Annotated in this window: 23 protein-coding genes and 1 pseudogene; 18 read left to right on the plus strand and 6 right to left on the minus strand. The window is 68.8% G+C overall.

The features are described 5' to 3' along the window. Nucleotides 1-2 precede the first annotated feature (2 nt). Together ABEB00_RS13810 and ABEB00_RS13815 are read left to right on the plus strand one after the other, a co-directional pair. The gene (locus tag ABEB00_RS13810; protein ID WP_345619836.1) at nt 3-1232 is read left to right on the plus strand and encodes a cytochrome P450; all 1230 of its coding nucleotides are present in this window, start codon (nt 3-5) and stop codon (nt 1230-1232) included. Between the two features lie 134 nt (nt 1233-1366). Continuing rightward, on the plus strand, nt 1367-1765 hold the full coding sequence (locus ABEB00_RS13815; RefSeq protein WP_345620044.1) for a carbohydrate ABC transporter permease: 399 nt from the start codon (nt 1367-1369) through the stop codon (nt 1763-1765). A gap of 159 nt (nt 1766-1924) precedes the next feature. Here the strand turns inward: ABEB00_RS13815 and ABEB00_RS13820 are convergent, their stop codons facing one another. Both ABEB00_RS13820 and ABEB00_RS13825 read right to left on the minus strand, forming a co-directional pair. Then, nucleotides 1925-2755 (minus strand): oxidoreductase, encoded by an 831-nt coding sequence (locus ABEB00_RS13820; protein WP_345619837.1) that lies wholly within the window; start codon nt 2753-2755, stop codon nt 1925-1927. A 64-nt stretch (nt 2756-2819) separates the two neighbouring features. Continuing rightward, the gene (locus ABEB00_RS13825) at nt 2820-3707 is read right to left on the minus strand and encodes an aldo/keto reductase (RefSeq protein WP_345619838.1); all 888 of its coding nucleotides are present in this window, start codon (nt 3705-3707) and stop codon (nt 2820-2822) included. Nucleotides 3708-4168: 461 nt separating this feature from the next. Between ABEB00_RS13825 and ABEB00_RS13830 the strand changes: the two genes are divergently transcribed. Continuing rightward, complete coding sequence (locus ABEB00_RS13830) at nt 4169-5080, plus strand: helix-turn-helix transcriptional regulator (protein ID WP_345619839.1); 912 nt, start codon at nt 4169-4171, stop codon at nt 5078-5080. Between the two features lie 57 nt (nt 5081-5137). Here ABEB00_RS13830 and ABEB00_RS13835 read toward each other — a convergent pair whose 3' ends face one another. Further along, nucleotides 5138-6055, minus strand: coding sequence for a helix-turn-helix transcriptional regulator (locus ABEB00_RS13835; RefSeq protein ID WP_345619841.1), 918 nt, complete (start codon nt 6053-6055; stop codon nt 5138-5140). 189 nt (nt 6056-6244) lie between these two features. Between ABEB00_RS13835 and ABEB00_RS13840 the strand changes: the two genes are divergently transcribed. The 8 genes and pseudogenes from ABEB00_RS13840 (at nt 6245) to ABEB00_RS13875 (ending at nt 15242) form a co-directional block, all read left to right on the plus strand. After that, nucleotides 6245-7750, plus strand: a complete 1506-nt coding sequence (locus ABEB00_RS13840; RefSeq protein WP_345619843.1) for an MFS transporter — start codon at nt 6245-6247, stop codon at nt 7748-7750. Between the two features lie 10 nt (nt 7751-7760). Continuing rightward, nucleotides 7761-8612, plus strand: a complete 852-nt coding sequence (locus ABEB00_RS13845) for an aldo/keto reductase (protein WP_345619844.1) — start codon at nt 7761-7763, stop codon at nt 8610-8612. 39 nt (nt 8613-8651) lie between these two features. Then, nucleotides 8652-9431, plus strand: coding sequence for an SDR family oxidoreductase (locus ABEB00_RS13850; protein WP_345619845.1), 780 nt, complete (start codon nt 8652-8654; stop codon nt 9429-9431). Between the two features lie 92 nt (nt 9432-9523). Then, nucleotides 9524-10150 carry a flavodoxin gene (locus ABEB00_RS13855; protein ID WP_345619846.1) on the plus strand — a complete coding sequence of 209 codons (627 nt, stop codon included), beginning with the start codon at nt 9524-9526 and terminating at the stop codon, nt 10148-10150. Nucleotides 10151-10379: 229 nt separating this feature from the next. Then, nucleotides 10380-11021 (plus strand): (2Fe-2S)-binding protein, encoded by a 642-nt coding sequence (locus ABEB00_RS13860; RefSeq protein ID WP_345619847.1) that lies wholly within the window; start codon nt 10380-10382, stop codon nt 11019-11021. A 6-nt stretch (nt 11022-11027) separates the two neighbouring features. Beyond that, entirely contained in the window at nt 11028-12008 is a 981-nt protein-coding gene (locus tag ABEB00_RS13865; RefSeq protein WP_345620045.1) for an FAD binding domain-containing protein, read from the plus strand. Further along, a complete protein-coding gene (locus ABEB00_RS13870; protein WP_345619848.1) occupies nt 12005-14209 on the plus strand; it encodes a xanthine dehydrogenase family protein molybdopterin-binding subunit in 2205 nt (734 codons plus the stop codon). Before ABEB00_RS13865 ends, ABEB00_RS13870 begins: the two co-directional genes overlap by 4 nt. Nucleotides 14210-14290: 81 nt before the next feature. Next, a pseudogene (locus ABEB00_RS13875) lies at nt 14291-15242 on the plus strand (XdhC family protein). Here the strand turns inward: ABEB00_RS13875 and ABEB00_RS13880 are convergent. After that, complete coding sequence (locus ABEB00_RS13880) at nt 15197-16063, minus strand: helix-turn-helix transcriptional regulator (protein ID WP_345619849.1); 867 nt, start codon at nt 16061-16063, stop codon at nt 15197-15199. The pseudogene ABEB00_RS13875 and the gene ABEB00_RS13880 overlap by 46 nt on opposite strands. A gap of 257 nt (nt 16064-16320) precedes the next feature. Here ABEB00_RS13880 and ABEB00_RS13885 point away from each other — a divergent pair, with 257 nt between their 5' ends. Continuing rightward, nucleotides 16321-16728 carry a (R)-mandelonitrile lyase gene (locus tag ABEB00_RS13885; RefSeq protein WP_345619850.1) on the plus strand — a complete coding sequence of 136 codons (408 nt, stop codon included), beginning with the start codon at nt 16321-16323 and terminating at the stop codon, nt 16726-16728. A gap of 349 nt (nt 16729-17077) precedes the next feature. Here ABEB00_RS13885 and ABEB00_RS13890 read toward each other — a convergent pair whose 3' ends face one another. Beyond that, the gene (locus ABEB00_RS13890) at nt 17078-17542 is read right to left on the minus strand and encodes a hypothetical protein (protein WP_345619851.1); all 465 of its coding nucleotides are present in this window, start codon (nt 17540-17542) and stop codon (nt 17078-17080) included. Between the two features lie 425 nt (nt 17543-17967). Here ABEB00_RS13890 and ABEB00_RS13895 point away from each other — a divergent pair, with 425 nt between their 5' ends. Beyond that, entirely contained in the window at nt 17968-18384 is a 417-nt protein-coding gene (locus ABEB00_RS13895) for a hypothetical protein (protein WP_345619852.1), read from the plus strand. On the opposite strand, the gene ABEB00_RS13900 is transcribed toward ABEB00_RS13895, so the two are convergent. Beyond that, the gene (locus tag ABEB00_RS13900) at nt 18366-18491 is read right to left on the minus strand and encodes a hypothetical protein (protein ID WP_345619853.1); all 126 of its coding nucleotides are present in this window, start codon (nt 18489-18491) and stop codon (nt 18366-18368) included. The genes ABEB00_RS13895 and ABEB00_RS13900 overlap by 19 nt on opposite strands. A gap of 406 nt (nt 18492-18897) precedes the next feature. Between ABEB00_RS13900 and ABEB00_RS13905 the strand changes: the two genes are divergently transcribed. The 5 genes from ABEB00_RS13905 to ABEB00_RS13925 all read left to right on the plus strand — a co-directional run bounded on the left by ABEB00_RS13905 (nt 18898) and on the right by ABEB00_RS13925 (nt 24088). Then, a complete protein-coding gene (locus tag ABEB00_RS13905; RefSeq protein WP_345619854.1) occupies nt 18898-20172 on the plus strand; it encodes an FAD-binding oxidoreductase in 1275 nt (424 codons plus the stop codon). Between the two features lie 52 nt (nt 20173-20224). Next, nucleotides 20225-20947 carry a flavodoxin gene (locus ABEB00_RS13910; protein WP_345619856.1) on the plus strand — a complete coding sequence of 241 codons (723 nt, stop codon included), beginning with the start codon at nt 20225-20227 and terminating at the stop codon, nt 20945-20947. Between the two features lie 186 nt (nt 20948-21133). Then, nucleotides 21134-22087, plus strand: coding sequence for an FAD:protein FMN transferase (locus ABEB00_RS13915; RefSeq protein ID WP_345619857.1), 954 nt, complete (start codon nt 21134-21136; stop codon nt 22085-22087). A gap of 48 nt (nt 22088-22135) precedes the next feature. After that, nucleotides 22136-22612, plus strand: coding sequence for a hypothetical protein (locus ABEB00_RS13920; protein ID WP_345619858.1), 477 nt, complete (start codon nt 22136-22138; stop codon nt 22610-22612). A 102-nt stretch (nt 22613-22714) separates the two neighbouring features. Beyond that, nucleotides 22715-24088 carry a metallophosphoesterase gene (locus ABEB00_RS13925; protein ID WP_345619859.1) on the plus strand — a complete coding sequence of 458 codons (1374 nt, stop codon included), beginning with the start codon at nt 22715-22717 and terminating at the stop codon, nt 24086-24088. Nucleotides 24089-24557 lie beyond the last annotated feature (469 nt).

Raw genomic sequence — 24557 nt, forward strand, 5'->3', positions numbered from 1 at the left:
GGATGACGAACGGCGCTCCCACCGGGCACGAGGACGAGACGGCACCCGCCCTTCCCGAGTTCCCGCTGACCAGACGGTGCCCCTACCGTCCCCCGTCCGGATACGACGAGCTGCGGGCCCGCGGGCCGGTCACCGAGGTACGGCTGCCGGGCGGGCGCACCGCCTGGGCGGTGACCGGCCACGCCGAAGCCCGGCGACTGCTCGCCGACCCCGCGCTGTCGTCGGATCACCACCGGCCGAACTTCCCCCTGGTTCAGCCCGCCATGGCGGCGCTCAAGGACAAGGACATCGGCCTCCTGGTGGGCGCGCTGGTCAGGACCGACCCGCCCGAGCACACCCGGCAGCGGCGGATGCTGATGTCCAGCTTCACCGTCCGCCGGTGCGCCGCGCTGGGCGCGAACATCCAGCGTCTCGTCGACGAGCGGCTGGACGCGATGCTGGCGCAGGGGCCTCCGACCGACCTCGTCACCTCCTTCGCCCTTCCGGTGGCCTCGGGCACGATCTGCGAACTGCTCGGCGTGCCCTACGCCGACCACGCCTTCTTCGAGGAGCAGGCCCGGCGCAGGTTCCTCCCAGGGCAGGTCGTCAACGCCTTCACCGCCCTCGCCGACTACCTCGACCTTCTGATCCGGGACAAGGAGCGGTCGCCGGGCGACGGTCTGCTCGACGATCTGGTCATCGAGCAGGTGCTGCCCGGACGGCTGGAGCGGACGGAGCTCGTCCGCTACGCCATGTCACTGCTCCTCGCGGGGCACGACACCTCCGCCAACATGATCGCGCTGAGCGTCCTGACCCTGTTGGAGCACCCCCGGCAGCTCGCGGCGCTGCGCACAGACCCGGAGCTGTTCCCCGGTGCGGTCGAGGAACTGCTGCGCTACCTCTCCATCATCGGCAGCCTGGCCCGGGTCGCCACCGAGGACATCGAGATCGGCGGCCGGCACATCCGGGCCGGCGACGGCGTACTCGTCGCGGGCGGAGCCGCCAACCACGACGCGACACAGTTCGAGCGCCCCGAGGAGCTGGACGTCCACCGCTCGGCACGCAATCACATCGCCTTCGGCTACGGCATGCACCAGTGCATAGGCCAGAATCTCGCGCGCGTGGAGATGGACACCGCCCTGCGCACGCTGTTCCCGCGCGTGCCCACCCTGCGGCTGGCCGTCCCCGCGGACGAGGTGCCGATGAACCAGGGCCTGTTCTTCGGCATCGCCGAGCTGAAGCTGACCTGGTGACCTGCCCGGCCGGCCGGGCCCGCCCACGCCTTTCGACGACCCCGGCGGCGGGGCAGGACCTGGAAACCCTGGATGTCGTCACCGCGGAAGCGGGCGCGTCGGGTCTGAGCCAGCACTGACAGGTCATCGTCTACATCGCGGCCACCATGACCGTGGCCTGCTGGATGATGGCCGCCTACATCGACTCCATCCCCGTCTCTCTGGAAGAGGCGGCCTGGATCGACGGCTGTTCGCTGGCCGGTGGGTTCGTCAGGATCGTGCTGCGCAACTCGCTGCCCGGCATCCTTTCCACCGCCATCTTCACCTTCCTGCTCTCCTGGAACGACTACCTCGTCGCCCTCGTCTTCCTGCGCAGCAGCGACCGGTACACCCTTCCCCTCGGCCTGCAGACCTTCTTCCAGCAGAACTCCGTCGACTGGGGCCCTGTCATGGCCCTTGCCGTAATCATGATGCTGCCGCCGATCCTCGTCTTCGCCGCTCTCAACCGCTACTTCAGCATCGGTGGCATCGGCGGCTCGCTGGCGGGCCAGTAGCCGCGGCCGCCCCACCCCCCACACGGCGTCGTCGTCCGGTCCGCCCGTTCCTCGAACCCGCCCGCTCCGGCGGCCGCCTCGACGTCGTACGGCCGTGGGCCTCGCAGAGGTGACTGCGAGGCCCACGGCTTCGTTGGTGCGTTCAGGTAGCGCCTGGGCTCACTCAGGGAAATCGGTGCTGAAGCTCGACTCTCTCCCTGCCTCCAGTTCCTCGATCTGAGCCCGCAATTCGTTGCCGACGATCTCGACGGCGTCGCTGCCCAACAGCAGGCGGAACGGTGCATCCTCGGCGTCCACGGCCCTGATGACGGCCTGGGCGGCGCGGGCGGGGTCCCCGGGCTGGCGGCCGTGGGTGGTGTCGTTCTCCTTGCGCCGCAGGCCGGCGGTGCCGTCGTAGTCCGCGATGACGGTGCTCGACTGCTGAAGCGAGCGCCCCGCGAAGTCCGTCCGGAAGGCCCCCGGCTCGACGAGAACCACCTTGATCCCGAGCGGCGCCACCTCCTTGCGCAACGCGTCGGACAGACCGCCGAGGGCGAACTTGGTGGCTGAGTAGTAGCCCGAGCCGGGCATGGCCAGCCGGCCACCGATGGAGGAGACGTTCACGATCGCTCCACGGCGGCGCTCCCGCATACCCGGCAGCACCGCCTTGATCAGAGCGACCGCGCCGAAGAAGTTGGTCGCGAACAGCTCTGCGACATCCTCCTCCACACCCTCCTCGACAGCGGCCCGGTAGCCGTGCCCGGCGTTGTTGACCAGCACGTCCACACCGTTGAACCGGGTCTCGGCCGCGCGGACGGTCTCGGCGACCTGCGTGGGGTCGGACACGTCGAGCGGGAGCGCGAGCGCGGTGTGCGGGTACTGCGCCTGGAGGTCCTCGACCGATGAGACGCTCCGTGCGGTGACGACGGCGTTCCACCCCCGTTCGAGTACCGCGAGTGCGAGAGCGCGACCGAGTCCGGTCGAGCATCCTGTGATCAGCCAAGTGGACATGGTGCTGTCCGCCTTCTTCCGTGTGAGACCTGCAGAGCAGACGTTCAGTGCGGGACGGAGACCGTCAGCGGGTGCCGAAGGTGTCCAGCTTGATGACCTCGGGGTCGGGACCGCTGCGCAGTCCGGTGTCGAGGGCGTCGATGGCGGCGACCTCGTCGGGCGTGAGGGTGAAGTCGAAGACGTCGAAGTTCTCCGCGATCCGGTGTGCCTTGACGGACTTGGGGATCGCGCACACGCCACGTTCGAGATGCCAGCGCAGAACGACCTGGGCCGCCGTCTTCCCGTACTTCTCGGCGAGTTCGAGGACGGCCGGCTCTTCCAGGGCGCTGCGGCCACCGTTGGGCGCCTGGGCCCAGTAGCGGGTGATGCCGCCGATCGGCGACCATGCCTGAGTGGTGATCCCGAACTTCTGGTGTACCTCGCGCAGTTGATTCTGGACGAAGTACGGGTGCAGCTCGACCTGGTTGACCGCCGGGACGATGTCGGTCTGCTCCATGAGGGTGTTCAGGATGCCGGCAGTGTGGTTGGAGACGCCGATGGCCCGGACCCGGCCGTCGGCAAGCAGCTTCTCGGCCGCCTTGTAGGCGGCGATCCAGGGTTCGGGCTCCAGCGGTGCCGGCTGGTGCAGCAGATACAGGTCGAGGTACTCAAGACCCAGCTTGTCAAGGCTCGTCTCGCAGGCCTTCAGCGCGGAGATGTAACCGTAGTCGCTCAGCCACAGCTTCGTCGTCACGAACACCTCGCCGCGGTGCACACCGGAACGCCTGATGCCCTCGCCGACCTGTTCCTCGTTGCCGTACGCGGCGGCGGTGTCGATCAGGCGGTAGCCGCCCCGAAGGGCGGTCTCCACCGCGGCGGCGGTCTCCTCGGGTGCGCTCTGGTAGACGCCGATGCCCAGAGCAGGCATCTCGACGCCGTTGTTCAGATAAAGGAGAGGAGTCTTGCCAGTCATGATTCTTCCTTGGGGGAGGGTGGGAAGAGCGGGTCAGGGCTGTACGAGAACCTTCAGCGCCTCGCGGTCGGCCATCGCGCGACAGCCGTCGGGGACCTCGTCCAGACCCACGGCGAGGGTCGTCGAGCGCATGGACTCCGCCCGCTTCCTGTCAGCTCTCGTCGCGTTCGGGAAGAACTACATCGGTCGGTCGGATCTTCCCTACGTGTCGGGGGCACGAGGGCAGAAGCTGCCGGGCTGCGGCTCCGTACGCCACGATGTCCTGAAGTCGTACGGTCGCGCTCCTACGGTTCGGCCACTTGGCGTACCGGGCCGACACAGGGAGATCCCGCTGTCGTCAACGGTCCCCCGCCCGCGTGTCACGTGCCAGACCGCGCTGTGCAGGGGAACCGCGTTCCGGGGTATGACAGGGCCCCTCACGCACCTACCGGCAGGTCATCCGCGCCCGCACACTCAAAAGCATGACACCTGAGCAGCTCAGTGGGGGCACCGAGCTGGGACGCTTCCTGCGCGCTCGTCGGGCTCGAATCACCCCGGTCGAGGCCGGTCTCACGGCCGGTCCGGGCCTGCGTCGCACGCCGGGGCTGCGCCGTGAGGAACTGGCCACCCTTGCCGGGATCAGCATCGACTACTACACCCGTCTGGAGCGCGGCAAGGAGACCAGGCCCAGTACGTCCGTCGTCGATGCACTGGCCCGGGCTCTGCTTCTGGAGGAGGACGAGCACGAGCACCTGCGCGGTCTGGCCGTCCTCGCCTCGCGCGCTGCGCCGGAGCCTCCGGCGGCGCCCAGCAGGACCGTCCGGTCGGGTGTGAAGCTGCTGCTGGAAAGCCTGCGACCGAATCCCGCTCACGTCGTCAGCCGTACCGACGACCTGCTCGCCTGGAACCCCGGCGGGCTGAGACTGCTGACCGGGATCGAGGAGTGGCCGGCCCGGCAGCGCAACCTGGCCCGTTACCTGTTCCTCCATCCGGCCGCGCGCACCCTCTTCCCCGACTGGGCCGCTCAGGTCCGCGGTTGCGTCGCCCGGCTGCGTGCCCTGGCCGGTACCGACCCGGACGCCCCCGACCTGGCCCACCTGGCGGGGGAACTCCTGCTCAAGAGTCCGGAGTTCGCCCACCTGTGGGAGCGCTACGACATCAAGGCCCCTACCCACGGCCGTAAGACTTTTCGCCATTCCCAGGTCGGGGACCTCGCCCTTGGCTACCAGTCCATGGAGGTGGAGGGCACGCCGGGCCACCGGCTCATCACCTACTACGCCGAGCCGGGCACCCCTGACCACGACGCCCTCGTCCTGCTCGACCTGCTCGGCTCCCAGCCGACCCCGCACGCGCCGACCTCGTCGCAGGCCGAACCCACATCGTCCAGCCCTTGAGCCCATGCGGCACCCCCTCCACGACGAGGGTGCCGGTCACGTCACGCAGAGAATTCGTCAGGGCTGCCGACGCTCTTGCCGTCCGGCCTGCGGAGCAGGCTGCTCCGCAGGCCGTGGCGATGTCATGTCGAGCAGGAGCATGGCGTCGTGGTCGGGGGTGCCGGGGTCGGCCGCGTAGACGCCGAAGCGTTGGCCAGGGGTGTCTTCGAGGTGCATGCCGAGGCCGCTGAGGGTGAGGACACCGACCTGGGGGTGATGGAAAGTCTTGTGGATCTTCTTGCGTCCGGCCACCTCGTAGCGCTCCCACAGCGTGGCGAAGTCAGGGCTCTTGAGCAGGAGCTCGCCCACCAGGCCAGTGAGGTCGGCGGCGTCCGGGTCGGTGCCGGCCAGGGCACGCAGCCGGGCGACGCAGCCACGGACCTGGTAGTCCCAGTCGGGGAAGAGGGTGCGCGCGGTGGGGTGGAGAAAGAGGTAGCGGGCAAGGTTGCGCTGGGTGGCGGGCCAGTCGGTGAGGCCCGCGTACAGGGCGAGTCCGCCGGGGTTCCAGGCGAGCAGGTCCATGCTGCGGCTGACGATGTAGGCCGGATTGGGCCGCATCGTCTCCAGGAGCAGCTTCAGGTGCGGGCGCACGGTACGGCTGGGCGGCGGCGTCGGTTCTGCGGCGTAGCGTGCGGCCAGAGCGGCGAGCTCGCGCAGGTGCTGGTGCTCGGCCTCGTCGAGTTGCAGGGCGCGGGCGAGAGCGTCCAGCACGGCGGGACTGGGACGGGTCTCCTTGCCACGCTCCAGGCGCACGTAGTAGTCGATGCTGATGCCGGACAGCGTGGCGAGTTCCTCGCGGCGCAGCCCGGGGGTGCGGCGCAGGCCGGTGCCCACGGTGAGACCCACCTGCTCAGGGCTGGTCTGGGTGCGGCGCGCGCGCAGGAACCGGCCCAGTTCCATGTCGGCGCTCCTGCTGGTGCTCTGCTCGGATGCCATATCGCCAGTCTCACACCGCGCTGACCTGCGTGGCAGGTGAGAGGGGGGCCCTGTCACACCCCTGAACGCCGCTCCCCGGCACGACTCGGCCTGCCACCCGGGCGGAAAAGGCGCGAGGCTCGGTATCTGTCGGCACCAGGCTTTCCGGATCTGTCAGCACCAGGCTTTCCCAGTTCAGGAGATCGTCCCTTGTCCACGTCCGTCTCGCCCGCGTCACCCTCCGTCGGTGTGGCCGGCCCGTCGCAGCAGAGCAGGCCCGGCGCCCGTGCCGCGCTGGCCGCCGTGCTGCTCGGGTTCTTCACCATCATGGTCGACGCGATGATCGTGAATGTGGCCCTGCCCTCCATCGGACGCGGCTTCGACAGTGGCATGACCGGGCTGCAGTGGGTGGTCGACGGCTACACCCTGGCCTTCGCCGCGTTCCTGTTGTCCGCGGGCGCGATCAGTGACCGCGTCGGGGCCCGTCAGGCTTTCGCCTGCGGTCTCGGCCTGTTCGTGGCGGCGTCGGCGGTCTGCGCGACGGCGCCGAATCTGGGCGTGCTGGTGGCGGCGCGGCTGGCGCAGGGTGGCGGGGCGGCTCTCGTCGTCCCGTCCTCCCTCGCCCTGCTGCGGGAGACCTTTCCCGACCCGGCGGTCCGCGCGAGGGCGATCGCCCTGTGGGGCGTGGGCGGCTCGGTCGGCGCGGCCGCCGGGCCCGTGGCAGGCGGACTGCTCACGGTCATCGACTGGCGGATGATCTTCTTCGTGAACCTGCCCGTCGGTGCGGTGGCCCTGCTGCTCCTCAGGCGTGCCCAGCGCTCCCCTCGAAGGAAGGTTCCCTTCGACTGGACCGGTCAGGTGGCCGCCGTCGTCGCCATGGGCTCGCTGACGTACGCGGTCATCGAAGCCGGTGCGGAGGGGTTCGGCGCCGCGCAGGCGCCGGGGGCTTTCGCCCTGTCGGTCGTAGCGGCCGTCGTCTACCTGGTGGCGCAGGCCCGTGGCCGCCACCCGATGACGCCGCTGCCCCTGCTGCGCTCCCGCACGATGTCGCTCTCGGCTGCCATCGGGTTCGCCCTGAACGTCGGCTTCTACGGGATGATCTTCCTGCTGGGCCTGTATCTCCAGCAGGTGCACGGGATGAGCGCGCTCGCCACCGGTGTGGGATTTCTGCCGATGACGGTGCTGACCTCGTTCATGGGTCCTGTCGCCGCACGCCTGACCGTACGGTTCGGTGCGCGGGTTCCGGTGGTCATCGGCCAGTGCCTGATGGTCGTGGGTCTACTGGCGATGGTGGCAGTGCCCACCGGCGCGCCGGTGTGGCTGTCGGTGGTGCTGATGGTGCCCATCGGCTCGGGCGGTGCGATGGCCGTGACCGCACTGACGGCGTTGCTGCTGGAGAAGGTGCCCGCCGAGCGGGCCGGCGTCGCCAGTGGTGTGCTGAATGCATCCCGCCAGCTCGGTGGTGCCCTGGCCGTGGCCGTCTTCGGCGCGCTGGTCGCAGGCCGGGCCGGGTTCGTCTCCGGCCTGCACACCAGTCTGCTGATCGCCGCGGGGATCGTGGCGGTGAGCGTCGTGGCCAGCCTGCTGCTGCATATACAGATCCCTCGTGAGAAGCCGACCACCACCACTACCGATGTGAGCCTCCGAGCGGGCGGACACCGACCGGCCAGCGCCACATCCGTTCCACCCAGTACCCGCAGCCGTACCAACCAGTAAGGAAGACTCCATGCAGACCGTCACCCTCAACAACGGCGTCGAGATGCCGATCCTCGGTTTCGGCGTGTTCCAGATCCCCGCGGAGGACACCGAGCGGGCCGTCACCGAGGCCCTTGCCGCCGGCTACCGGATGCTCGACACCGCGTCGTCCTACCAGAACGAGGAGGCCGTCGGCCGCGCGATCAAGAACAGCGGCATTCCGCGCGCGGACCTGTTCGTCACCACCAAGCTGTACGTCCAGGACGCTCCCGCGGAGGAGAACACCAAGCGCGCCTTCGAGACGTCGCTGGACAAGCTCAGCCTGGACTACGTCGACCTGTACCTGATGCACCAGCCCTACGGGGACGTGTACGGCCAGTGGCGTGCCATGGAGGACCTGCACCGCGCGGGCCGAAGCAAGGCAATCGGTGTCTCCAACTTCTACCCGGACCGGCTCCTCGACCTCATCATCAACAACGAAGTCACCCCGGCGGTCAACCAGATCGAGACCCATCCGTTCTTCCAGCGCGCCGACTACCAGGAACTCATGCGAGAGCACGGGGTCCAGATCGAGTCGTGGGGCGGCTTCGCCGAGGGCAAGAACGACCTCTTCAGCAACCCGGTCCTGAGCGGCATCGGCGAGAAGCACGGCAAGTCGGTAGCGCAAATCGTGCTCCGCTGGCTGACCCAGCGCGGAGTCGTCGCCATCCCCAAGTCGGTCCGCGCCGACCGGATGGCCGAGAACCTCGACGTCTTCGACTTCGAGCTCACCGACGAACAGCTGGCCTCCATCGCCACCCTGGACACCGGCAGCTCGCTGTTCTTCGACCACCACGACCCGAAGATGGTCAACTGGCTCAGCGCGCGGCGCCTGGACAGCTGACCCGGCAGTAGACACCACCTCACGGACCAGGGTCTGAACATGTCCCAGCACCAGAACATCACCGACGTACTCGTCGTGGGCGCGACCGGCAGCATCGGACGGCTCGTCGTTCCCGCCGCACAACGGCACGGGCTGCGCCCACGGGCGCTCGTGCGCGACGTGCGGCGCGCCGAACAACTGCTGCCGGGGGTCGAGCTGGTTCAGGGCGACCTCGAGGATCCCGTGACCCTGCGGCGCGCGGTCGTGGGCGCGGACGCCCTCGTCCTCGCCCACGGCTCCGGTGGCGATCCCCGTCCCGATGCCCGTGCGCACGTCGACTACGGCGGCGTACGCAACATCCTGCAAGTCCTCGACGGCGCCCGGCCGCGCGTGGCGCTGATGACCTCCGTCTACGCCACACGCAGCGACGTCCCCGGCGCCACTCCGTGGAAGCGGCGCTCCGAACGTCTCCTGCGGGCCAGTGGCCTGCCCTGCACGATCGTCAGGCCCGGCTGGTTCGACCGCGCCGGTCCCACCCAGCGACGCCTCGTCCTGGAACAGGGTGGTACGGCCGACGGCGGAATCGCCCGCGATCAGATCGCCGAGACGCTGGTGCGCAGCCTCCTGACGGACACCGCGCTCGGCAAGACGTTCGAGCTCATTGCCGCCGAGGGCGCGGAGCCGTCCGACTGGGCGGAGCTCTTCGGTGCCCTGCGGAGCGACGAGTCCGGTTCGGTGGACGGTGTGCTGGATCCGGCCGACCTTCCCCTGGAGGCCGAGCCGCAGGCGGTGCGTGCGGATCTGGATGCCGTCCGTTCCCTTCGTGGGACCGGCGGATGACAACCGGTGCGCTCGGCGCCTGGCGGCGCGGATCCGTGCCGCCAGGACGTCGTTCATTCCTCGGTGGCCTACTTGTGGGAGGAGTTACTGTCATGGCCGGTGCCCAGATCAGCGGCTGTTCCCCGTCGCCGTCGGGCGGTGCTGTACCGACGGCGAAGTCCAGCGAGCGACCGGCCGCGACAGCCTCGTCCGGCAGACGAGTCCTGTTGGCCTACTTCTCCCGGCCGGGCGAGAACTACTACTACGGCGGACGCAGGAATCTCAGGACCGGGAACACCGAGGTCCTCGCAGACATGATCAGCAAGCGTATCGAGTGCGACGTTCACCGCATCGAGGCCGTCGACGCCTACTCCGACGACTACGACGAGACGGTCGCGCGCAACGTCCGCGAACAGAACGCGGACGCGCGGCCCGCCGTCGCCGACCTTCCGTCATCGATCGACCGGTACGACACGGTCCTGCTGGCCAGCCCCGTCTGGAACGTTCGGGCACCCATGATCATGTCGACGTTCGCCGAAAAGTACGACTTCGGCGGCAAGACGGTTCATCCTGTCACCACGTACGCGATGAGCGGGCTGGGCACCACGGAGCGCGACTACGCGCGGTCCTGCCCCGGCGCGACCATCGGGGAAGGGCTCGCGGTGCAGGGCGAGAAGGTCGGGGAGGCCGACGCCGAGGTCCGGGCGTGGCTGCGGCGTACCGACCTGCTCCGGGACTGAGCCCACAGAACCGGACCAGTCTGCCAGCGCCGTGACCCGTGAGGCAGGCGGGAAAGGGGCCCTGTCACTGCCTGGCACGCTGTTCCCTGGCACAACACACCCTGTCGCGAAGCCAGTTGAGGTTCCAAGCTGGGCGGAAGCCGATTGCCGTGAGAACAACGGTGAACCTTGTCCTGGGCTCACACCGATCAACAGGTCCCCCACGTTCCCCCGTGTCGAGAGAGTGAGCATGTCTACCGATACTCCCGAGTCAGCCGCGTCCCCTCCCACCCGGACCCCGTCGACACCGTCACGGCGTACCTTCATCGCGACCACCTCCGCGGCCGGCGGTGTCATCGCGGCAGGCGGCCTGGTCGCCGGTCCGTCGCTGCTCGGCGCCCAGGAGGCCGCTGCCGCCGAGGCATCGCCCAGCAGCCGCGTCTCGTTGACCGTCAACGGCAAGAAGCACACCGTCACGGTGGACAACCGCACCTCGCTGCTGGACCTGCTGCGCGAGCACCTCGATCTGACCGGCTCGAAGAAGGGTTGCAACGCCGGTGCCTGCGGCGCCTGCACGGTCCTGGTCGACGGACGACGCGTCAACTCCTGCCTCACCCTGGCCGTGCGCCTGGACGGAGCCGAGGTCACCACCGTCGAAGGGCTGGCCAGGGGTGAGCGTCTGCATCCGCTGCAGCAGGCGTTCATCGACCAGGACGCCTTCCAGTGCGGCTACTGCACCCCCGGCCAGATCATGTCCGGCGTCGGCTGCATCCAGGAAGGGCACACCGGCTCCGCGGCGGAGATTCGCGAGTCGATGAGCGGCAACATCTGCCGTTGCGGCTGTTACGTGAAGATCGTGCGCGCGGTCGAGCAGGCCTCGGGCCGGAAGTGAGTGGCTGTGTATCCCTTCTCCTTCACCACGGCGCCCAGTACCCGTGCGGCCCTCACGGCCGGCCGGCGCGGCGGTCGCTACATCGCCGGCGGCACCACCCTCGTCGACCTGATGCGGGAGACCGTCGAGCGCCCGGACAGCCTGGTCGACATCAGCCGTCTGCCGCTGCGGGAGGTCACGGTCACCGAGCGCGGCGGGCTGCGCATCGGCGCGCTGGTGACGATGACCGACGCCGCCGTCCACCGCAAGGTGCGTACCCTCTACCCGGTCGTCGCACAGGCCCTGGAGCTGAGCGCGTCGGCGCAGCTACGCAACATGGCCACCATCGGCGGCAACATCATGCAGCGCACCCGCTGCACGTACTTCCGTGACGTGACCGCCGCCTGCAACAAACGGGAGCCCGGCACGGGTTGCGCGGCCCGGGAGGGCTTCAACCGCACCCACGCGATCCTGGGCACCTCCCAGGACTGCGTGGCCACCCACCCTTCCGACGTGGCCGTCGCCTTCGCCGCCCTGGAGGCCCGCGTGCACCTGCTGGGCCCGGACGGACAGCGCACAGTGCCCTTCGCCGACTTTCTGCTCCGCCCCGGAGACACACCGAACCGCGAACAGGCGCTGCGGCAGGGCGAATTGATCACTGCTGTGGAGATACCCGCGTATCCGCGCCCGCTGAGGTCCGGCTACCTGAAGGTCCGCGACCGCCAGTCCTACGAGTTCGCCCTCACCTCGGCCGCCGTCGCCCTGCACGTCCGGGGCGGCGTCATCCGCGAGGCCAAGGTCGCCGCCGGCGGGGTCGGCACAGTCCCGTGGAAGCTGCCCGCCGTCGAGGAAGCCCTCGTCGGTGAACGCCCCTCGGACCGGCTCTGGGCCCGGGCCGCGGAGTCGGCCGCGGACGGGGCGCGGCCCCTCACACACAACCGCTTCAAGGTCGAACTGCTCCAGCGGACCGTCGAACGCCAGCTGCGCATCGTAGGAGACAGCAAATGAGCCCTCAACCGCAGGCAGCGGTCGGCGCACCGCTCTCCCGGGTGGACGGACGCCTGAAGGTGACCGGCCAGGCGAAGTACGCCGCCGACCAGGACCCGGGCGGACCCGAGGGCGTGGTGCACGCCGTCGTGGTCGACAGCCGCATCGGCCGGGGCCGGATCACTGGTGTCGATACCGGTGCCGCCGAGGCCCATCCTGGCGTGCTGAAGGTGATCCACCACCGCAACTCCCCCACGCTGCCGTACGGGCCCAACCCGGGCTCCCTGAATCTGCCGGGCGAACGACTGCGGGTGTTCCAGGACGACCAGGTCCGCTTCCACGGCCAGCCGGTCGCCGTCGTCGTGGCCACCACACTGGAGGCCGCCCAGCACGCGGCGAGCCTGATGGAGATCGACTACGCGGCTGAGTCGTCCGAGACCGACCTGATCGAGACCCCCGCGACGGGGGATCCCGTCACCTACACGCGCGGCGACGCGGAGGCCGCCCTGCAGTCGGCGGACGTACGGCTGGAGATGACCTACCGGCCCGCCCGCAATCACCACAACGCGATGGAGCTGCACGCCACCGTCGCCCGGTGGGAGGGCGACCGGCTGACCGTGTGGGACAAGACCCAGTGGGTGCAGAGCCCGCGGGCCGAACTCGCCGCCAACTTCGGCATCCCCGCGGAGTCCGTCCGGGTCGTCTCCCCCTTCGTCGGCGGCGCGTTCGGCAACGCCGCCCGGGCCTGGCCGCACATCACCGTCGCGGCCCTCGCCGCCCGCGAGACGGGTCGCCCGGTCAAACTCGTCCTGACACGCAGGCAGTTGTACTTCGGGGTCGGTTACCGGCCGGCGTACGAGTACAAGGTGCGCCTCGGCAGCGACCGGCGCGGGCTGCTGACCGCGATGACCCACGAACTGCGCGGCGAGACCTCCCGCTACGAGCGGTTCTCGGAACGCGGCGTCCTCGCTCCCGGACAGATGTTGTACACCACGCCCAACGTCTCCCAGATGTACCGGACGGTGGCGCTGGACGTGAACACCCCGACCCCGATGCGGGGTCCGGGGTACTCCACCGCCGCGTTCCCCCTCGAGAGCGCGATGGACGAACTCGCCCACGAACTGGGCATCGACCCCATCGAGCTGCGCCGGCGCAACGAGCCCGAGAACGACCAGGCCAGCGGGCGGCCGTTCTCCACCCGCCGGCTGCGCGAGTGCTACACGGTCGGCGCCCGCGAGTTCGGCTGGAGCCGCCGCAACCCCCGGCCCCGCTCCACCCGTGACGGCGACTGGCTCATCGGCACCGGCATGGCCACCGCGGTCTACGACACCCTGCGGGCCCCCGGTCAGGCCGGTGTCCGGCTGGACGCCGACGGGACCGCCGCGATCGAGTCCTCGACCAGCGACATGGGACCGGGCACCTACACCTCCATGACCCAGGTCGCCGCGGACGCCCTGGGCCTCGCCGTGCGCAACGTGACCTTCCGGCTCGGTGACACGGACATGCCCACGGCTCCGCTCCACGGCGGCTCGCTGACCATGGCCAGCGTCGGATCCATCGTCCAGAACGGCTGCGACACCCTGCGGCAACAGGCGATCCGACTGGCCGTCGAGGACGAGGACTCACCCCTGTCCGGCGCGAACGCCGACGACATCGTCGTACGGGGAGGACGACTGCATCTCAAGGACAACCCCGCGCGCGGTGAGACGTACCGGCAACTCCTCGCCCGTAACAACCGCACCCATCTCGAAGCCCTGGGCTCCTGGACGCCGGGCCAGTCCAGGTCCGCCATGTACGCCTACGGCGCGGTGTTCGCGGAGGTGGCCGTCGACGCCCGCCTCGGTCTGGTACGGGTGCGGCGGATGCTCGGTGTCTTCGACGCGGGCCGCATCATCAGTCCCAAGCTGGCCGACAGCCAGGCCATCGGTGCCATGGTCGGCGGCATCGGAATGGCGCTGCTGGAGCACACGGTCACCGACCACCGCGACGGACGCATCGTCAACGCCAACCTGGCCGACTACCTCGTCCCGGTCAACGCCGACGTCACGAATCTGAAGGCGATCTACGTCGAGGGCCGGGACGACGAGGCCGACCCCCTCGGCGTGAAGGGCCTGGGCGAGGTCGTCGTGGTCGGAGTGGCCCCCGCCGTCGCCAACGCCGTCTTCCACGCCACCGGCCGACGGGTGCGCGACCTGCCCATCACCGCCGAGTCGCTGCTCTGAGCCTGGTCCCGGGCTGCGGTGCGCACGCGTCGCAGCCCGGGACCACCCGTGCGGCCGCCGCCCTTCCTGGAGACCCCGCCCCTGCTGAACATCGCGGACACGCCGCACACCTGATGCCGCGAAGCCCGCCCCTTCGCCCTTGCCACCGTGGTCCGGGTCAGTGGCAGCGCACCGCTGCCCACCGGTACCTCTCTGGCCGTGGACGCCGACGGCAACGTGATCGGCAGTGTGTCCGGAGGCTGTGTGGAGGGAGCTGTCCACGAGCTGCGCCGACAGGTGCTCAAGTCCGGTGAACCTCCTATGCGGGAACGATTCGGCTACTCCGACGAGGACGCCTTCGCCGTCGGCCTGGCCTGCGGCGGCGAACTCGACGTCCTGGTGCAGCGGATCCATCCCGCCGGCCGTCCCCCTCCGGCCACGGCCCTCGGCGGGGTGGTGTCCGGCCGGCCTGTCGCCGTGGCTCAGATCGTCGACGGGCCGGCGGAACTCCTCGGCCGCGCTCTGAGCGTCACCTCGGAGGACTACGCACACGCGGGCGCCGCGGGGCGCGAGCGACGGGAAGGCACAGTGGCGGCGCAGGCCCTCGCACTGCTTCGCGCGGGCCGTACAGGGCGCGCTGAGGTGGGCGGGGACGCGGCGACCTGCCCGGAAAGGCTGTCCGTCCCGTCACCGTGTGCGACGCCCGCACGGTCGTCCGCGTCCTGACCCACGACGCGAAGTTCGACGTGCCGCTGCTGCGTCTGGCGCTGGGTCTGCCGATCGCCTACGTGGGCGCGATGGGTTCACGCCGCACCCACACACACCGCCTGGAACCACTGCGGGAAGCCGGCGTGACGGAGGCTCACCTCGCCCTCCTGCACTCCCCGATCGGTCTCGACCTCGGCGCCGCACTCCCGAAGAGACGGCGCTGTCCATCGCGGCGGAGGTCGTCGCCCACACCCATCAGGGTTCGGGTACGCCCCTCACCCGCGGCGCGGGGCCCATCCATCACCGAACGACAGCATCCCGGTCGAGGAGGACCATGGCGTCGTAGTCCGGTGTGTCAGGTAGGGCGTAATACGTCACCAGGCGATGTCCTGGAGTGCCCTCGATCAGCATGGACTGGTAGCGCAGTGTGAGCAATCCGACTTCGGGGTGCTGCAGAGTCTTGCTTCCCTGGACGAACCCGTTGACGTCGTAGGAGTCCCAGAGCCGCGCGAAGTCCGTGCTTTTGAGGAGCAGTTCATCGACGAGGCCGGCGAGGTCGGGAGCGTCGGGGTCAGTGCCCGCCAGGGCACGCAACCGGGCGACGCAGCCACGCGTCACCACCTCCCGGTCCGGGAACAACTCACGAGCCATGGGGTGCAGGAAGACGTACCTCGCGATGTTGCGCTGCCCGACAGGCCAGCGGTCGATTCCGGCCAGTGTCCGCAGTCCGCCCTGGTTACAGGCGAGCAGATCCAGCGTGCGGCTGAGCACCCGGGCCGGAAAGGGCCGTAGTCGCTGGAGCAGCAGGTCGGTACCGGGGTCCACGATGCGGCTGGGCACGCTCTGTTCCGCGGACGGTCTGCGGGCAGCACTGAGACCGAGGTCGTGCAGGTGCTTGTGCTCTGTTTCCCCGAGGTGCAACGCGCGTGCCAGAGCGTCGAGGACGGCAGGGCTGGGATGGCACTCGCGGCCCCGCTCCAGGCGGGCGTAGTAGTCGATGCTCACTCCGGCGAGCGTGGCCAGTTCCTCCCGCCTCAGCCCCGGCGTCCGGCGCAGCCCCGGGCCCACCTTGATGCCTACCTCCTCGGGGCCGACTTCCGCCCGGCGGGCGCGCAGAAAGCGTCCCAGTTCGGTCCCGCTGCTTCTGTCCTGCTGCTCGCGTGCCACACCCCTCAGTGTGACAGTCACCGGCCCCGTGCGACCCTGGCGGGATCAACCGACCGCGTCGGCGGGTGCGGAGCCGGAAGAAACACTGTCCCGCGTTCGGCCGCGTCTGTCAGGTGCCCTGCCGTACCCTTGAACGCGGCTCCCCGGCACACCGCTCCCTGGCACGCCACGGTCTGTCACGAGGTGGCGCCGGCATGCAGGCTGAACGTATCCGGAGATCACTTCACCGACGCAGCCGAACAGGGGCACCGAGGCAGATGGAATTCCTGAAGAAGAACCCCACGACGAAGGGGCCCGTGGAACGGTTCACCGGCGACGTGTGGGTGGACATGATCGTGCAGGGCGAGGCGCCCTCGCGGCTTCGCGCGGGTGTGGTGCGTTTCGCCCCCTGCGCCCGCACCATCTGGCACCGGCACGCAGTCGGCCAGACCTTACATGTCACCGAGGGCGTCGGCCTGGTCCAGTCCCGCGGCGCCGAGACCAAGGCGATGCACCCGGGGGACATCGTCTACACGCCTCCTGGCGAGTGGCACTGGCACGGCGCCGCACCCGACCGCTTCATGACCCACCTGGCTCTGTCCGAGAGTTCCGGCAGTCCTGACGTGCCCGACGTCGAGTGGGGGGAACACGTCACGGACGCCGAGTACGGGGGAACCAGCCGATGAAGTGAATCCAGCTGCTTCTGATCATTGACGTCGGGCATTCGCGTGCCCGACGTCAATGATCCATTGCAGCACGCCTGCGAAAGGGAGCCACCTCGTGGCTCTGTCCGTCACAGCGCTGTCGGTCGGACGCGCTATCGGCCTGCCCATGCTCCAACAACATCTGCTCCCCCTGGTCCGAGTCGTCGTTCAGCAACACGAACTGGACTCGCCCGGGATCCGGTCACCTGACACCGGTAGCTCTTCGACGTCGTCCTCGGTCTGAGCCCCGCATGGCAAGTGATCCCGACATAAGGGTCCACTGCGGCACAGACCGCCTCTCATCCTCTGCCGGACGACTGTGAGCCGGGCCTCACCGCGACGCCTCTTCCCTGATCTTCCGCAAGGCGTCGTTGAAGCCGTCCGGAGTGCCACTCGAACCTGCGACGCGATCGAGGTTCGCGTCGTCGACGTCACGGCCGACAACGAGGTCCGGAGCGGCTTCGGCGAAGCGTTCCTGGTAGTCGCGCGATGTCTCGTTCGTCGCGTGGGGTTCGATATCGGCCTCAGTGATCACACCGTTGTCCAGGGTGAGGGACACGCCGATGCTGGAGTCCTGAGTGCCGTACTCGCCGTCGGCGCGGTACTTCCCGTCGGCGTAGTCTCCCTCTGCCGTGGAAGGCGCCCCGGTCTCAGGGGAGGCGCTGCTCGATGTCAGGGGTGAACTCGTGGTGCTCGCCTCGTCCGGCGACGAGCATCCCGCAAGGGCCGCGGCGGCGGAGACCCCCACCAGCGCCGCGGCCGTGACTTTCTTGTTCAGCCGGTTCAGGGCTCGCATGTCTTCTCCTGCCTCCATGGGCCGAGCGGCCCGTCGCACGAATCTGTCGCTCACGTCCATCGTGCGGGTCCGCCCGCGCTCGTGGCAGACCGCGCCGTAGCGGGGAGCGGTGTTCAGGGGAGTGACAGGACCCCTGAACGCTTTTCCTCCCGGCCAGAAGCGGCTCCCGGGCCGGTCGGGGCGGTGGACCCGTCCATAGCAGACGAGTGATCCTTTTGGGGTGATCCTTGGGGGCCCTGTCAATGCCCTGATCAGCGCTCCCTGGCACAACACGGCCTGCCGCGCGGTGAGCCTTTCCCGTTAGGTGGGTACCAGCGCGGGCCCGGTCACCGACGACTCTCGGAGCACCGCGATCCGAGAACGCGCTCTTTCCGGCCCTCCGGACAGAAGTCGAATGAACGGGACACGGCCGCGAGGAGGGGCGCATGCCACGCAGCAGCACCCCCTGGTTCGTGCTCGCGCTGGCCGCTCTTCTGGTGGCCATCGGCGCGACGATGCCCGGCGCGTCCGGGCACACCGGCCATGGCCCTACCTCGGCATCACCGCTGGTATCGTCCATGGGCTCGGACGTGAGCCCGGGCATGGGCTCGGACGTCGCCGACCATGTCGACGAATCCGTCGCCTGTGGCGAGGCCGGATACCTCTCCGATCCGGCCTTCTGGCTAGCGGGCCGTGACCGCCACCGCCCTGCTCCGAACTCGGACACGAGGGGCTCCGCCGTCGGCGGTGTCCGGGGGTACGCGTCCACTGCGCTGCCCCCGGGTGACCACGCGGCCTCACAGCTCGCGTCGGGAGTCTCCGCCGCCCCCTCGCTCGTGTCACTTCAGGTCTGCCGCTGCTGATCCGGCTTGCGGGCCGCGCTGATGTCCCGCCCCGCCCGTACCGTGTCCGCCCGGTACCTCGTGATGAGGGCGGTCGCCTCGTCCACCTGCGCGTCGTGTCCGAACACAGTTGACCCGCCGCCAGGGGCGCACCCGGAGACAACCCTCGCCCTACCACGCGGTCGAGGACCCGGAGTCACGGACATCGCGGTGTGCCTCACACGCATTGCGAAGCCGCCTGTTCGGGCCGGACCGCCACTGGGGGCTCCCGGCCGGCGAACGGCATGGGCCAGGCACTCATTTCCCGTACCAGCTTCCTGAAAACGGCTTGCACATGAAACCGCGCTACAAGGTGTTCGTCCTGATCGGTGTCGGCGTCCTGATCATGGCGGCCCTCACCTATGTCAACCGACAGCACATACGAGAGCCGAGACCCCTAGGGGACTATTCGACGAGCGTGGCCGAAGGAAAAAAGATGAGTTTCGAGCAACGGCCGCGTGAGGTCAATCGGACAGACCGGGTGGAGTTTCAGCCATGGTGCGCAAGCTGCTGTTCTGGAGCTTCGCGGTCGTGTTTCCGCTCCCGCTGGTGCTCACCTACGATGCCATGGCCACCGCGCCCGGTCCGCTGAAGTTCTACATTTCCCTCGGGCTCATCGCTTATGCATGGTGGCTGCTGTCCATCCTGCTCAGCGTGCGACCGTCCTGGCTGGACCGCTTCGTGGGCATGCCGTCCATATACGGCCTTCATGGCATGCTCGGCGTGTTGGCGATCTTCGCCGCGTACATACATCAGGACAACTCCTATTCGCCAAGCGCTCTGGCTCGTGACCTGGGAGACTGGAGTTTCTACGGCTCTCTTTCGGTGCTGTGCTTCTCGGTTTTCTTTCTGAGCGGGTGGCTGGTCGACAGATCGAGGCTGCTTCTCAGAGTCAAGGGTTTCCTGGAGACCGTCTTCCGCCACCAGTTCTCTGTGTGGATTCATCGGCTCAACCTGGTGATCGTGGCAATGATCTGGCTGCACGCCCACCTGCTCGTGAGAGTGAACCAGTATTTCGGGTTCATGATGCTGTTCGATGCGTACACAGTGCTGGTGCTGGGCGTCTATGCGTGGAAGAAGTGGATCGCCGGCGATACGTATCTGCGCGGTACCGTCGTCAACAGCGACGCGCTCGGTGGGTCGACCCGAAGGGTGTCGGTACACCTTGACACGAAGGCGTCGGCCCTGCGCCCGGGCGACTTCTTCTTCCTCAGCTTCGAGGGGTCCTCTTCCGTCAGCGGGGAATGGCATCCCTTCTCGGTGACCGACGACGACCGGGAGACCCTGACATTCACGATCCGTCAGCACGGAGACTTCACTCGTCGCCTCGACAACGTCGAAGTCGGAGCCCGTGTGCGCCTGGAGGGTCCCTTCGGCCGCTTCGAATCCACCGTCCAGGGTCGAGCCCCCGAAGCTCCGCTCGTCCTCATCGGGATGGGCGCGGGTGTGGCCCCGCTGCTCAGCCTGGCGGCGGCCCACCACACCACACGGGAGATTCACCTGTTGTGGGCCGTGCGCAGCCCGGAGGACGCCTATTACCGTGACGTGCTCAAGGAGTACGAGGCGGCGTCCGGCGGCCGTTTTCATGTCGCTGTCAGTATTGGCCGGTTCCGACGCCGCGATCTGATCGACGCGTTGCCCTCGAAGGCAATCGCGAAGGGCGTCTTCTTCATCGTGGGCCCGAATCCCGCCGTAGTGGCGAACCGGCGCCTGCTGTGGCGCACAGGGGTGTCCCCACGGCGCATCCATCAGGAACGGCTCACCATGTAGACGGCGTGCCGCAATCCACTCCGATCCAGATCAGACAAGAACAGCTGAAGACATGGAGTTCGCGAAAATGGCAAGCACAACACGTCGGGGTTTCCTGAATCTGGCCGGCGCAACACTGGCGGGGGTCGGTGCCGCAGGCTGTTCACTCATCGGAGGTGACGACTCCCCCGGTGCCTCAGGGCCTACGAAAATCGACCGGCCCCTGGAAAAATCGCGCACATTGATCGCGTACTTCTCGGTACCGGAAACCAGTGATCCCGACAACATGAGCGAGGACGAGGCGAACAGCACGCACGTCGTCAACGGAAAAGTACTTGGAAACACCCAGTACGTTGCGCAGATCATCGAGCAGCGCACCGGCGCCGAGATGTTCCGCATAGAGACGGCGGAGGAACTTCCCCTGGATCACGGCACACTCGAGGATCTCGCACTCGAACAGCAGGAGGCCGATGCGAGGCCGAAGCTCAAGGCCCTGATTCCCCACCTCGAAGATTATGACACCGTGTTCATCGGCTATCCGATCTGGTGGTACGACCTGCCGATGCCGATGCACACCTTCCTTGAGGAACATGACTTCGGCGGCAAGGACATCATCCTGTTCAGCACCCATGGCGGAAACCGCTTGAGCGGAACGGTGGAAACCATCACCGAGGCACTTTCTGATTCCACCGTGATCAGTAATGCTTTCACGATCTCGCGGGACGACATGGGTGACGCCGAGGCAGAGGTGGGTGACTGGCTCGACAGCCTCGGCCAGAAGGCCGCTGCGGGATGATCCCTGCGACGCGTCGAACGGAGGCCGGGGATCCTCCCTCGCCGGCCAAGGGATTGCGCCTGGGCAAGCGGGCGAGGGGCACTGCCGTTCTCTGGCATGCCACTGCCTGGTACAACCCGGTGTGCCGTACAGCGGCCGAAGCCCTGAGAGTGGAAGTACGACGACATCCCACAGGAGACCTCAGTCGTGAACGACATCAGGCCCGGCGCGGCAAAAGCCCCAGAACAGGCTGCCCTGAAGGAGCAGGAGCCGCGAGCCGACCGGTTCGCCTTCGAGGCCATCGGAACGAACTGGCGGATCGACACGGACGAGCCGATGGGTGCGTGCCTGCGTGCCCGCATCCTCGACAGGGTCCGGCGGTTCGACGCCACGTATTCGCGGTTCCGTCCGGACTCGCTGGTGTCGCGGATCGCCGCCTCTCCGGCCGGGGGCCGGTTCGAGTTCCCCACGGACGCGATCGAACTGTTCACTCTCTACGACCGCCTGTACACGGCCACCGGCGGTGCGGTCGATCCGCTCGTCGGCCGGCAGCTGGAACTCCTCGGCTACGACTCGGCCTACACCCTGACGCCCGCCCCCGACGACGTGCGGGCGGCTGAGCGTGCCCGGGGCCGCGCCACCTGGGCCGCGGACGTCGTCAGGGAGGGTACGACGCTCGTCACACAGCGACCGCTGGTGATCGACGTGGGCGCGGTCGGCAAGGGCTACCTGGTCGATCTCCTCTCAGCGATCATGCGCGAAGCCAGCCACACCCGGTTCGTCGTCGACGGGAGCGGGGACCTGTTCCACGCGGGCGAGCGGATCTTCCGGGTCGGCCTGGAGCATCCCTTCGATCCGCGACGGGTGATCGGCGTGGCTCACCTGAGGGGTCAGGCGCTGTGTGCATCCGGGGTCGCCCGACGGGCGTGGGGGGACGGGCTGCACCACGTGCTCGACGCGAGGACGGGTGTCCCGGTCGCGGGAGTGGTCGCCACCTGGGTCGTCGCCGATGAGACCGCGCTCGCCGACGGCCTGGCGACGGCGCTGTTCTTCGCCGACGCGTCACAGCTCACAGAAACCTTCGAGTTCGCGTACGTGCGCATGCATGCCGACGGACGCGCCGACCGCTCGTCGGACTTCGCGGGCGAGCTCTTCGCCTGAGGGCATGCCGCCCGGGCCGCACTTTTGACGTCGACAGGCAAGGAAGACATGTCAGCTACGAGAAGGAAGACCACCACGACGCTGGTGGGCGTCTCTGTCACGGCCGCGATCGCCGGTTGCACAGCCACGGGCACGGATGGGGGCTCGGGTGAAGGCAGCCCGACTTCCCCGTCCGCTCCGAGGTCCGTTTCGAGCAGCGGTGCCGCCTCGTCCGGTTTTCCTTCGCGCAGCGGCTCGTACGACGACGGCGAGTACGTCGTGGACGGCGAGTACGGAACACGGGGCTCGAGCATCGGGGTGACCATCACACTCGAGGGAGACCGGATCACCGCTGTCGATGTCGCTCCCCACGCGACGGACGAGACCTCGCGCACGCTGCAGAAGCGCTTCGCCGATGAGGTCCCGGCACTCGTGGTCGGCAAGGACATCGACGACGTGGATCTCGACCGTGTGGCGGGGAACAGCCACACGCCCGACGGGTTCGACGACGCACTCGAAAAGATCAAGGCCGACGCTTCCGGGTGACGCGACCGGTACAAGTCGTAAGGGCTCAACCGGCCCGGCGACATCCCAGTCCCGCGGGTCGAAGAGCCGTGGGACACCTCAGAGGAAGGACTAGGCGGAGTCGTGGTCGTCATATTCGCAGTTGTCAGTGTCGTCGTGCTGGCGTTGTTCGGCGCACTGCACTGGTACGTCTGGCGCCGTCTCGTACGGGACACGACGGCCAAGGGTTCGTTCCCGAGACGGGCAGGGAACGTCGTCTTCGTGACCGGTCCCCTGCTGTCGATGGGTGCCATGACGGCGGAGGGCTCAACTGTTCCGTTCCTCCTGCAGCGGGCCCTCGCCTGGCCCGGATATCTGTGGATGGCGCTGTCCGTGTATCTGCTGCTCGCGGTGTCGGCCGGTGAGGCCGTCCGGCCCGTGCTCCGGCGGTGGCTCGCGCACCGGGACGCCGGGACGGGCCCGCGTCAGCGGGTTCTGCCGACGGGACAGTCCGCGGAGGGGCAAGCCGGTGGCCCCGGCGCGGAGCAACTCGTCTCGGCCGACGAGCCGCCGCCGGCAACGGCGCACCGCGGCGATTCCGATGCAAAACGAGGCACCGCGGGACGCGTTACCGTACTGGACCCGTCGCAAGCACCGGAGCCCACTCCGTCAGTCGGCACCAACTCCGCCGTCCCGTCGCGTCGCCTCTTCGTCTCCCGCGTCGTGGGCGGCGCCGCGGCAGCCGTCGCCGTCGGGACTGTCGGTCACGGCACGTACGGTGTGCTGCGCGGGCCGAAGGTCAAGCGCCTCACCATTCCGCTGGCCAGACTCCCGCGCAGCGCGCACGGGTTCCGCATCGCCGTCGTCAGCGACATCCACGTCGGTCCCGTCCTGGGCCGGGGCTTCTCCCAGCGGGTCGTCGACACCATCAACGCGACACAGCCGGACCTGATCGCGGTTGTGGGCGACCTGGTGGACGGCAGCGTCGAGAACCTCGCATCGGCCGTCGAACCACTTGCTCAACTCCGGGCACGGCACGGCGCGTACTTCGTCACGGGCAACCACGAGTACATCTCCGGCGCCGAGCAGTGGGTGGAAAAGGTACGGGACCTGGGACTGCGCCCGTTGGAGAACGCCCGCAGAGAGCTGCCCGGTTTCGACCTGGCCGGCGTCAACGACCTCCGCGGCGAAGAGGAGGGCCAGGGCCCCGACTTCGGCAAGGCCCTCGGCGACCGGGACCGTTCCCGCGCCGCCGTTCTCCTCGCCCACCAGCCCGTCGTCATCGAGGACGCCGTCCGCCACGGCGTCGACCTCCAGCTCTCCGGTCATACGCACGGCGGACAGCTCTGGCCCGGCAGCCTCCTCGCCGGACTGGCCAACCCCACGGTCGCCGGGCTGGAGCGCTACGGAGACACCCAGTTGTACGTGAGCCGGGGCGCCGGCGTGTGGGGCCCACCGGTACGCGTGGGAGCACCGTCCGACATCACCGTCGTCGAACTCGCTTCACGGCAGGCGTAGTCCCCTGCCGACCGCGCCGTACCGGTGGCCCCGGGGCCACCCGCCCAACCGCCGGGTCGTGCACCCTCGTTCGTCGAACAGGCCAAGCGGAGGGGGGTAGTGCCATTACCCGGCACAACACGCCCTCCCACCCCGGTGGGCACGCTGATTGAATCAGACTGACCGACCGGCATCATCGCAACCACACGACGCCCATGGTCGGACAAGCATGGGCGTCGTCCGAAGCTACGGACGTGGACCCAGCGCCACCGGACGCCCAGGTGCTCATCTCGGGCACGGTCCGTTTCGGCCGCTCGACGAGTCCAGCCCCCGACCCGCCGCGTCCGAGCCGGGATCAGAGCCCGGCTCACGACAGGGCATGACGCCTCGTCACCGACGGTGCGACACCCCGAGTTCCCCCTCCCCCAACAGGCGACACAAGGGATGTACCCCATGCACGAACAGGACGGCACACCGCACGCCGACTCGA

The organism is Streptomyces ziwulingensis (assembly GCF_039542605.1).
GTDB lineage: Bacteria > Actinomycetota > Actinomycetes > Streptomycetales > Streptomycetaceae > Streptomyces > Streptomyces ziwulingensis.

Bases quoted from the DNA above. Each gene is read 5' to 3' on its own strand.
- ABEB00_RS13810 (WP_345619836.1), top strand. From the start codon at position 3: ATGACGAACGGCGCTCCCACCGGGCACGAGGACGAGACGGCACCCGCC.
- ABEB00_RS13820 (WP_345619837.1), bottom strand. From the start codon at position 2,755: ATGTCCACTTGGCTGATCACAGGATGCTCGACCGGACTCGGTCGCGCT.
- ABEB00_RS13825 (WP_345619838.1), bottom strand. From the start codon at position 3,707: ATGACTGGCAAGACTCCTCTCCTTTATCTGAACAACGGCGTCGAGATG.
- ABEB00_RS13830 (WP_345619839.1), top strand. From the start codon at position 4,169: ATGACACCTGAGCAGCTCAGTGGGGGCACCGAGCTGGGACGCTTCCTG.
- ABEB00_RS13835 (WP_345619841.1), bottom strand. From the start codon at position 6,055: ATGGCATCCGAGCAGAGCACCAGCAGGAGCGCCGACATGGAACTGGGC.
- ABEB00_RS13845 (WP_345619844.1), top strand. From the start codon at position 7,761: ATGCAGACCGTCACCCTCAACAACGGCGTCGAGATGCCGATCCTCGGT.
- ABEB00_RS13850 (WP_345619845.1), top strand. From the start codon at position 8,652: ATGTCCCAGCACCAGAACATCACCGACGTACTCGTCGTGGGCGCGACC.
- ABEB00_RS13855 (WP_345619846.1), top strand. From the start codon at position 9,524: ATGGCCGGTGCCCAGATCAGCGGCTGTTCCCCGTCGCCGTCGGGCGGT.
- ABEB00_RS13860 (WP_345619847.1), top strand. From the start codon at position 10,380: ATGTCTACCGATACTCCCGAGTCAGCCGCGTCCCCTCCCACCCGGACC.
- ABEB00_RS13870 (WP_345619848.1), top strand. From the start codon at position 12,005: ATGAGCCCTCAACCGCAGGCAGCGGTCGGCGCACCGCTCTCCCGGGTG.
- ABEB00_RS13885 (WP_345619850.1), top strand. From the start codon at position 16,321: ATGGAATTCCTGAAGAAGAACCCCACGACGAAGGGGCCCGTGGAACGG.
- ABEB00_RS13890 (WP_345619851.1), bottom strand. From the start codon at position 17,542: ATGCGAGCCCTGAACCGGCTGAACAAGAAAGTCACGGCCGCGGCGCTG.
- ABEB00_RS13895 (WP_345619852.1), top strand. From the start codon at position 17,968: ATGCCACGCAGCAGCACCCCCTGGTTCGTGCTCGCGCTGGCCGCTCTT.
- ABEB00_RS13905 (WP_345619854.1), top strand. From the start codon at position 18,898: ATGGTGCGCAAGCTGCTGTTCTGGAGCTTCGCGGTCGTGTTTCCGCTC.
- ABEB00_RS13910 (WP_345619856.1), top strand. From the start codon at position 20,225: ATGGAGTTCGCGAAAATGGCAAGCACAACACGTCGGGGTTTCCTGAAT.
- ABEB00_RS13920 (WP_345619858.1), top strand. From the start codon at position 22,136: ATGTCAGCTACGAGAAGGAAGACCACCACGACGCTGGTGGGCGTCTCT.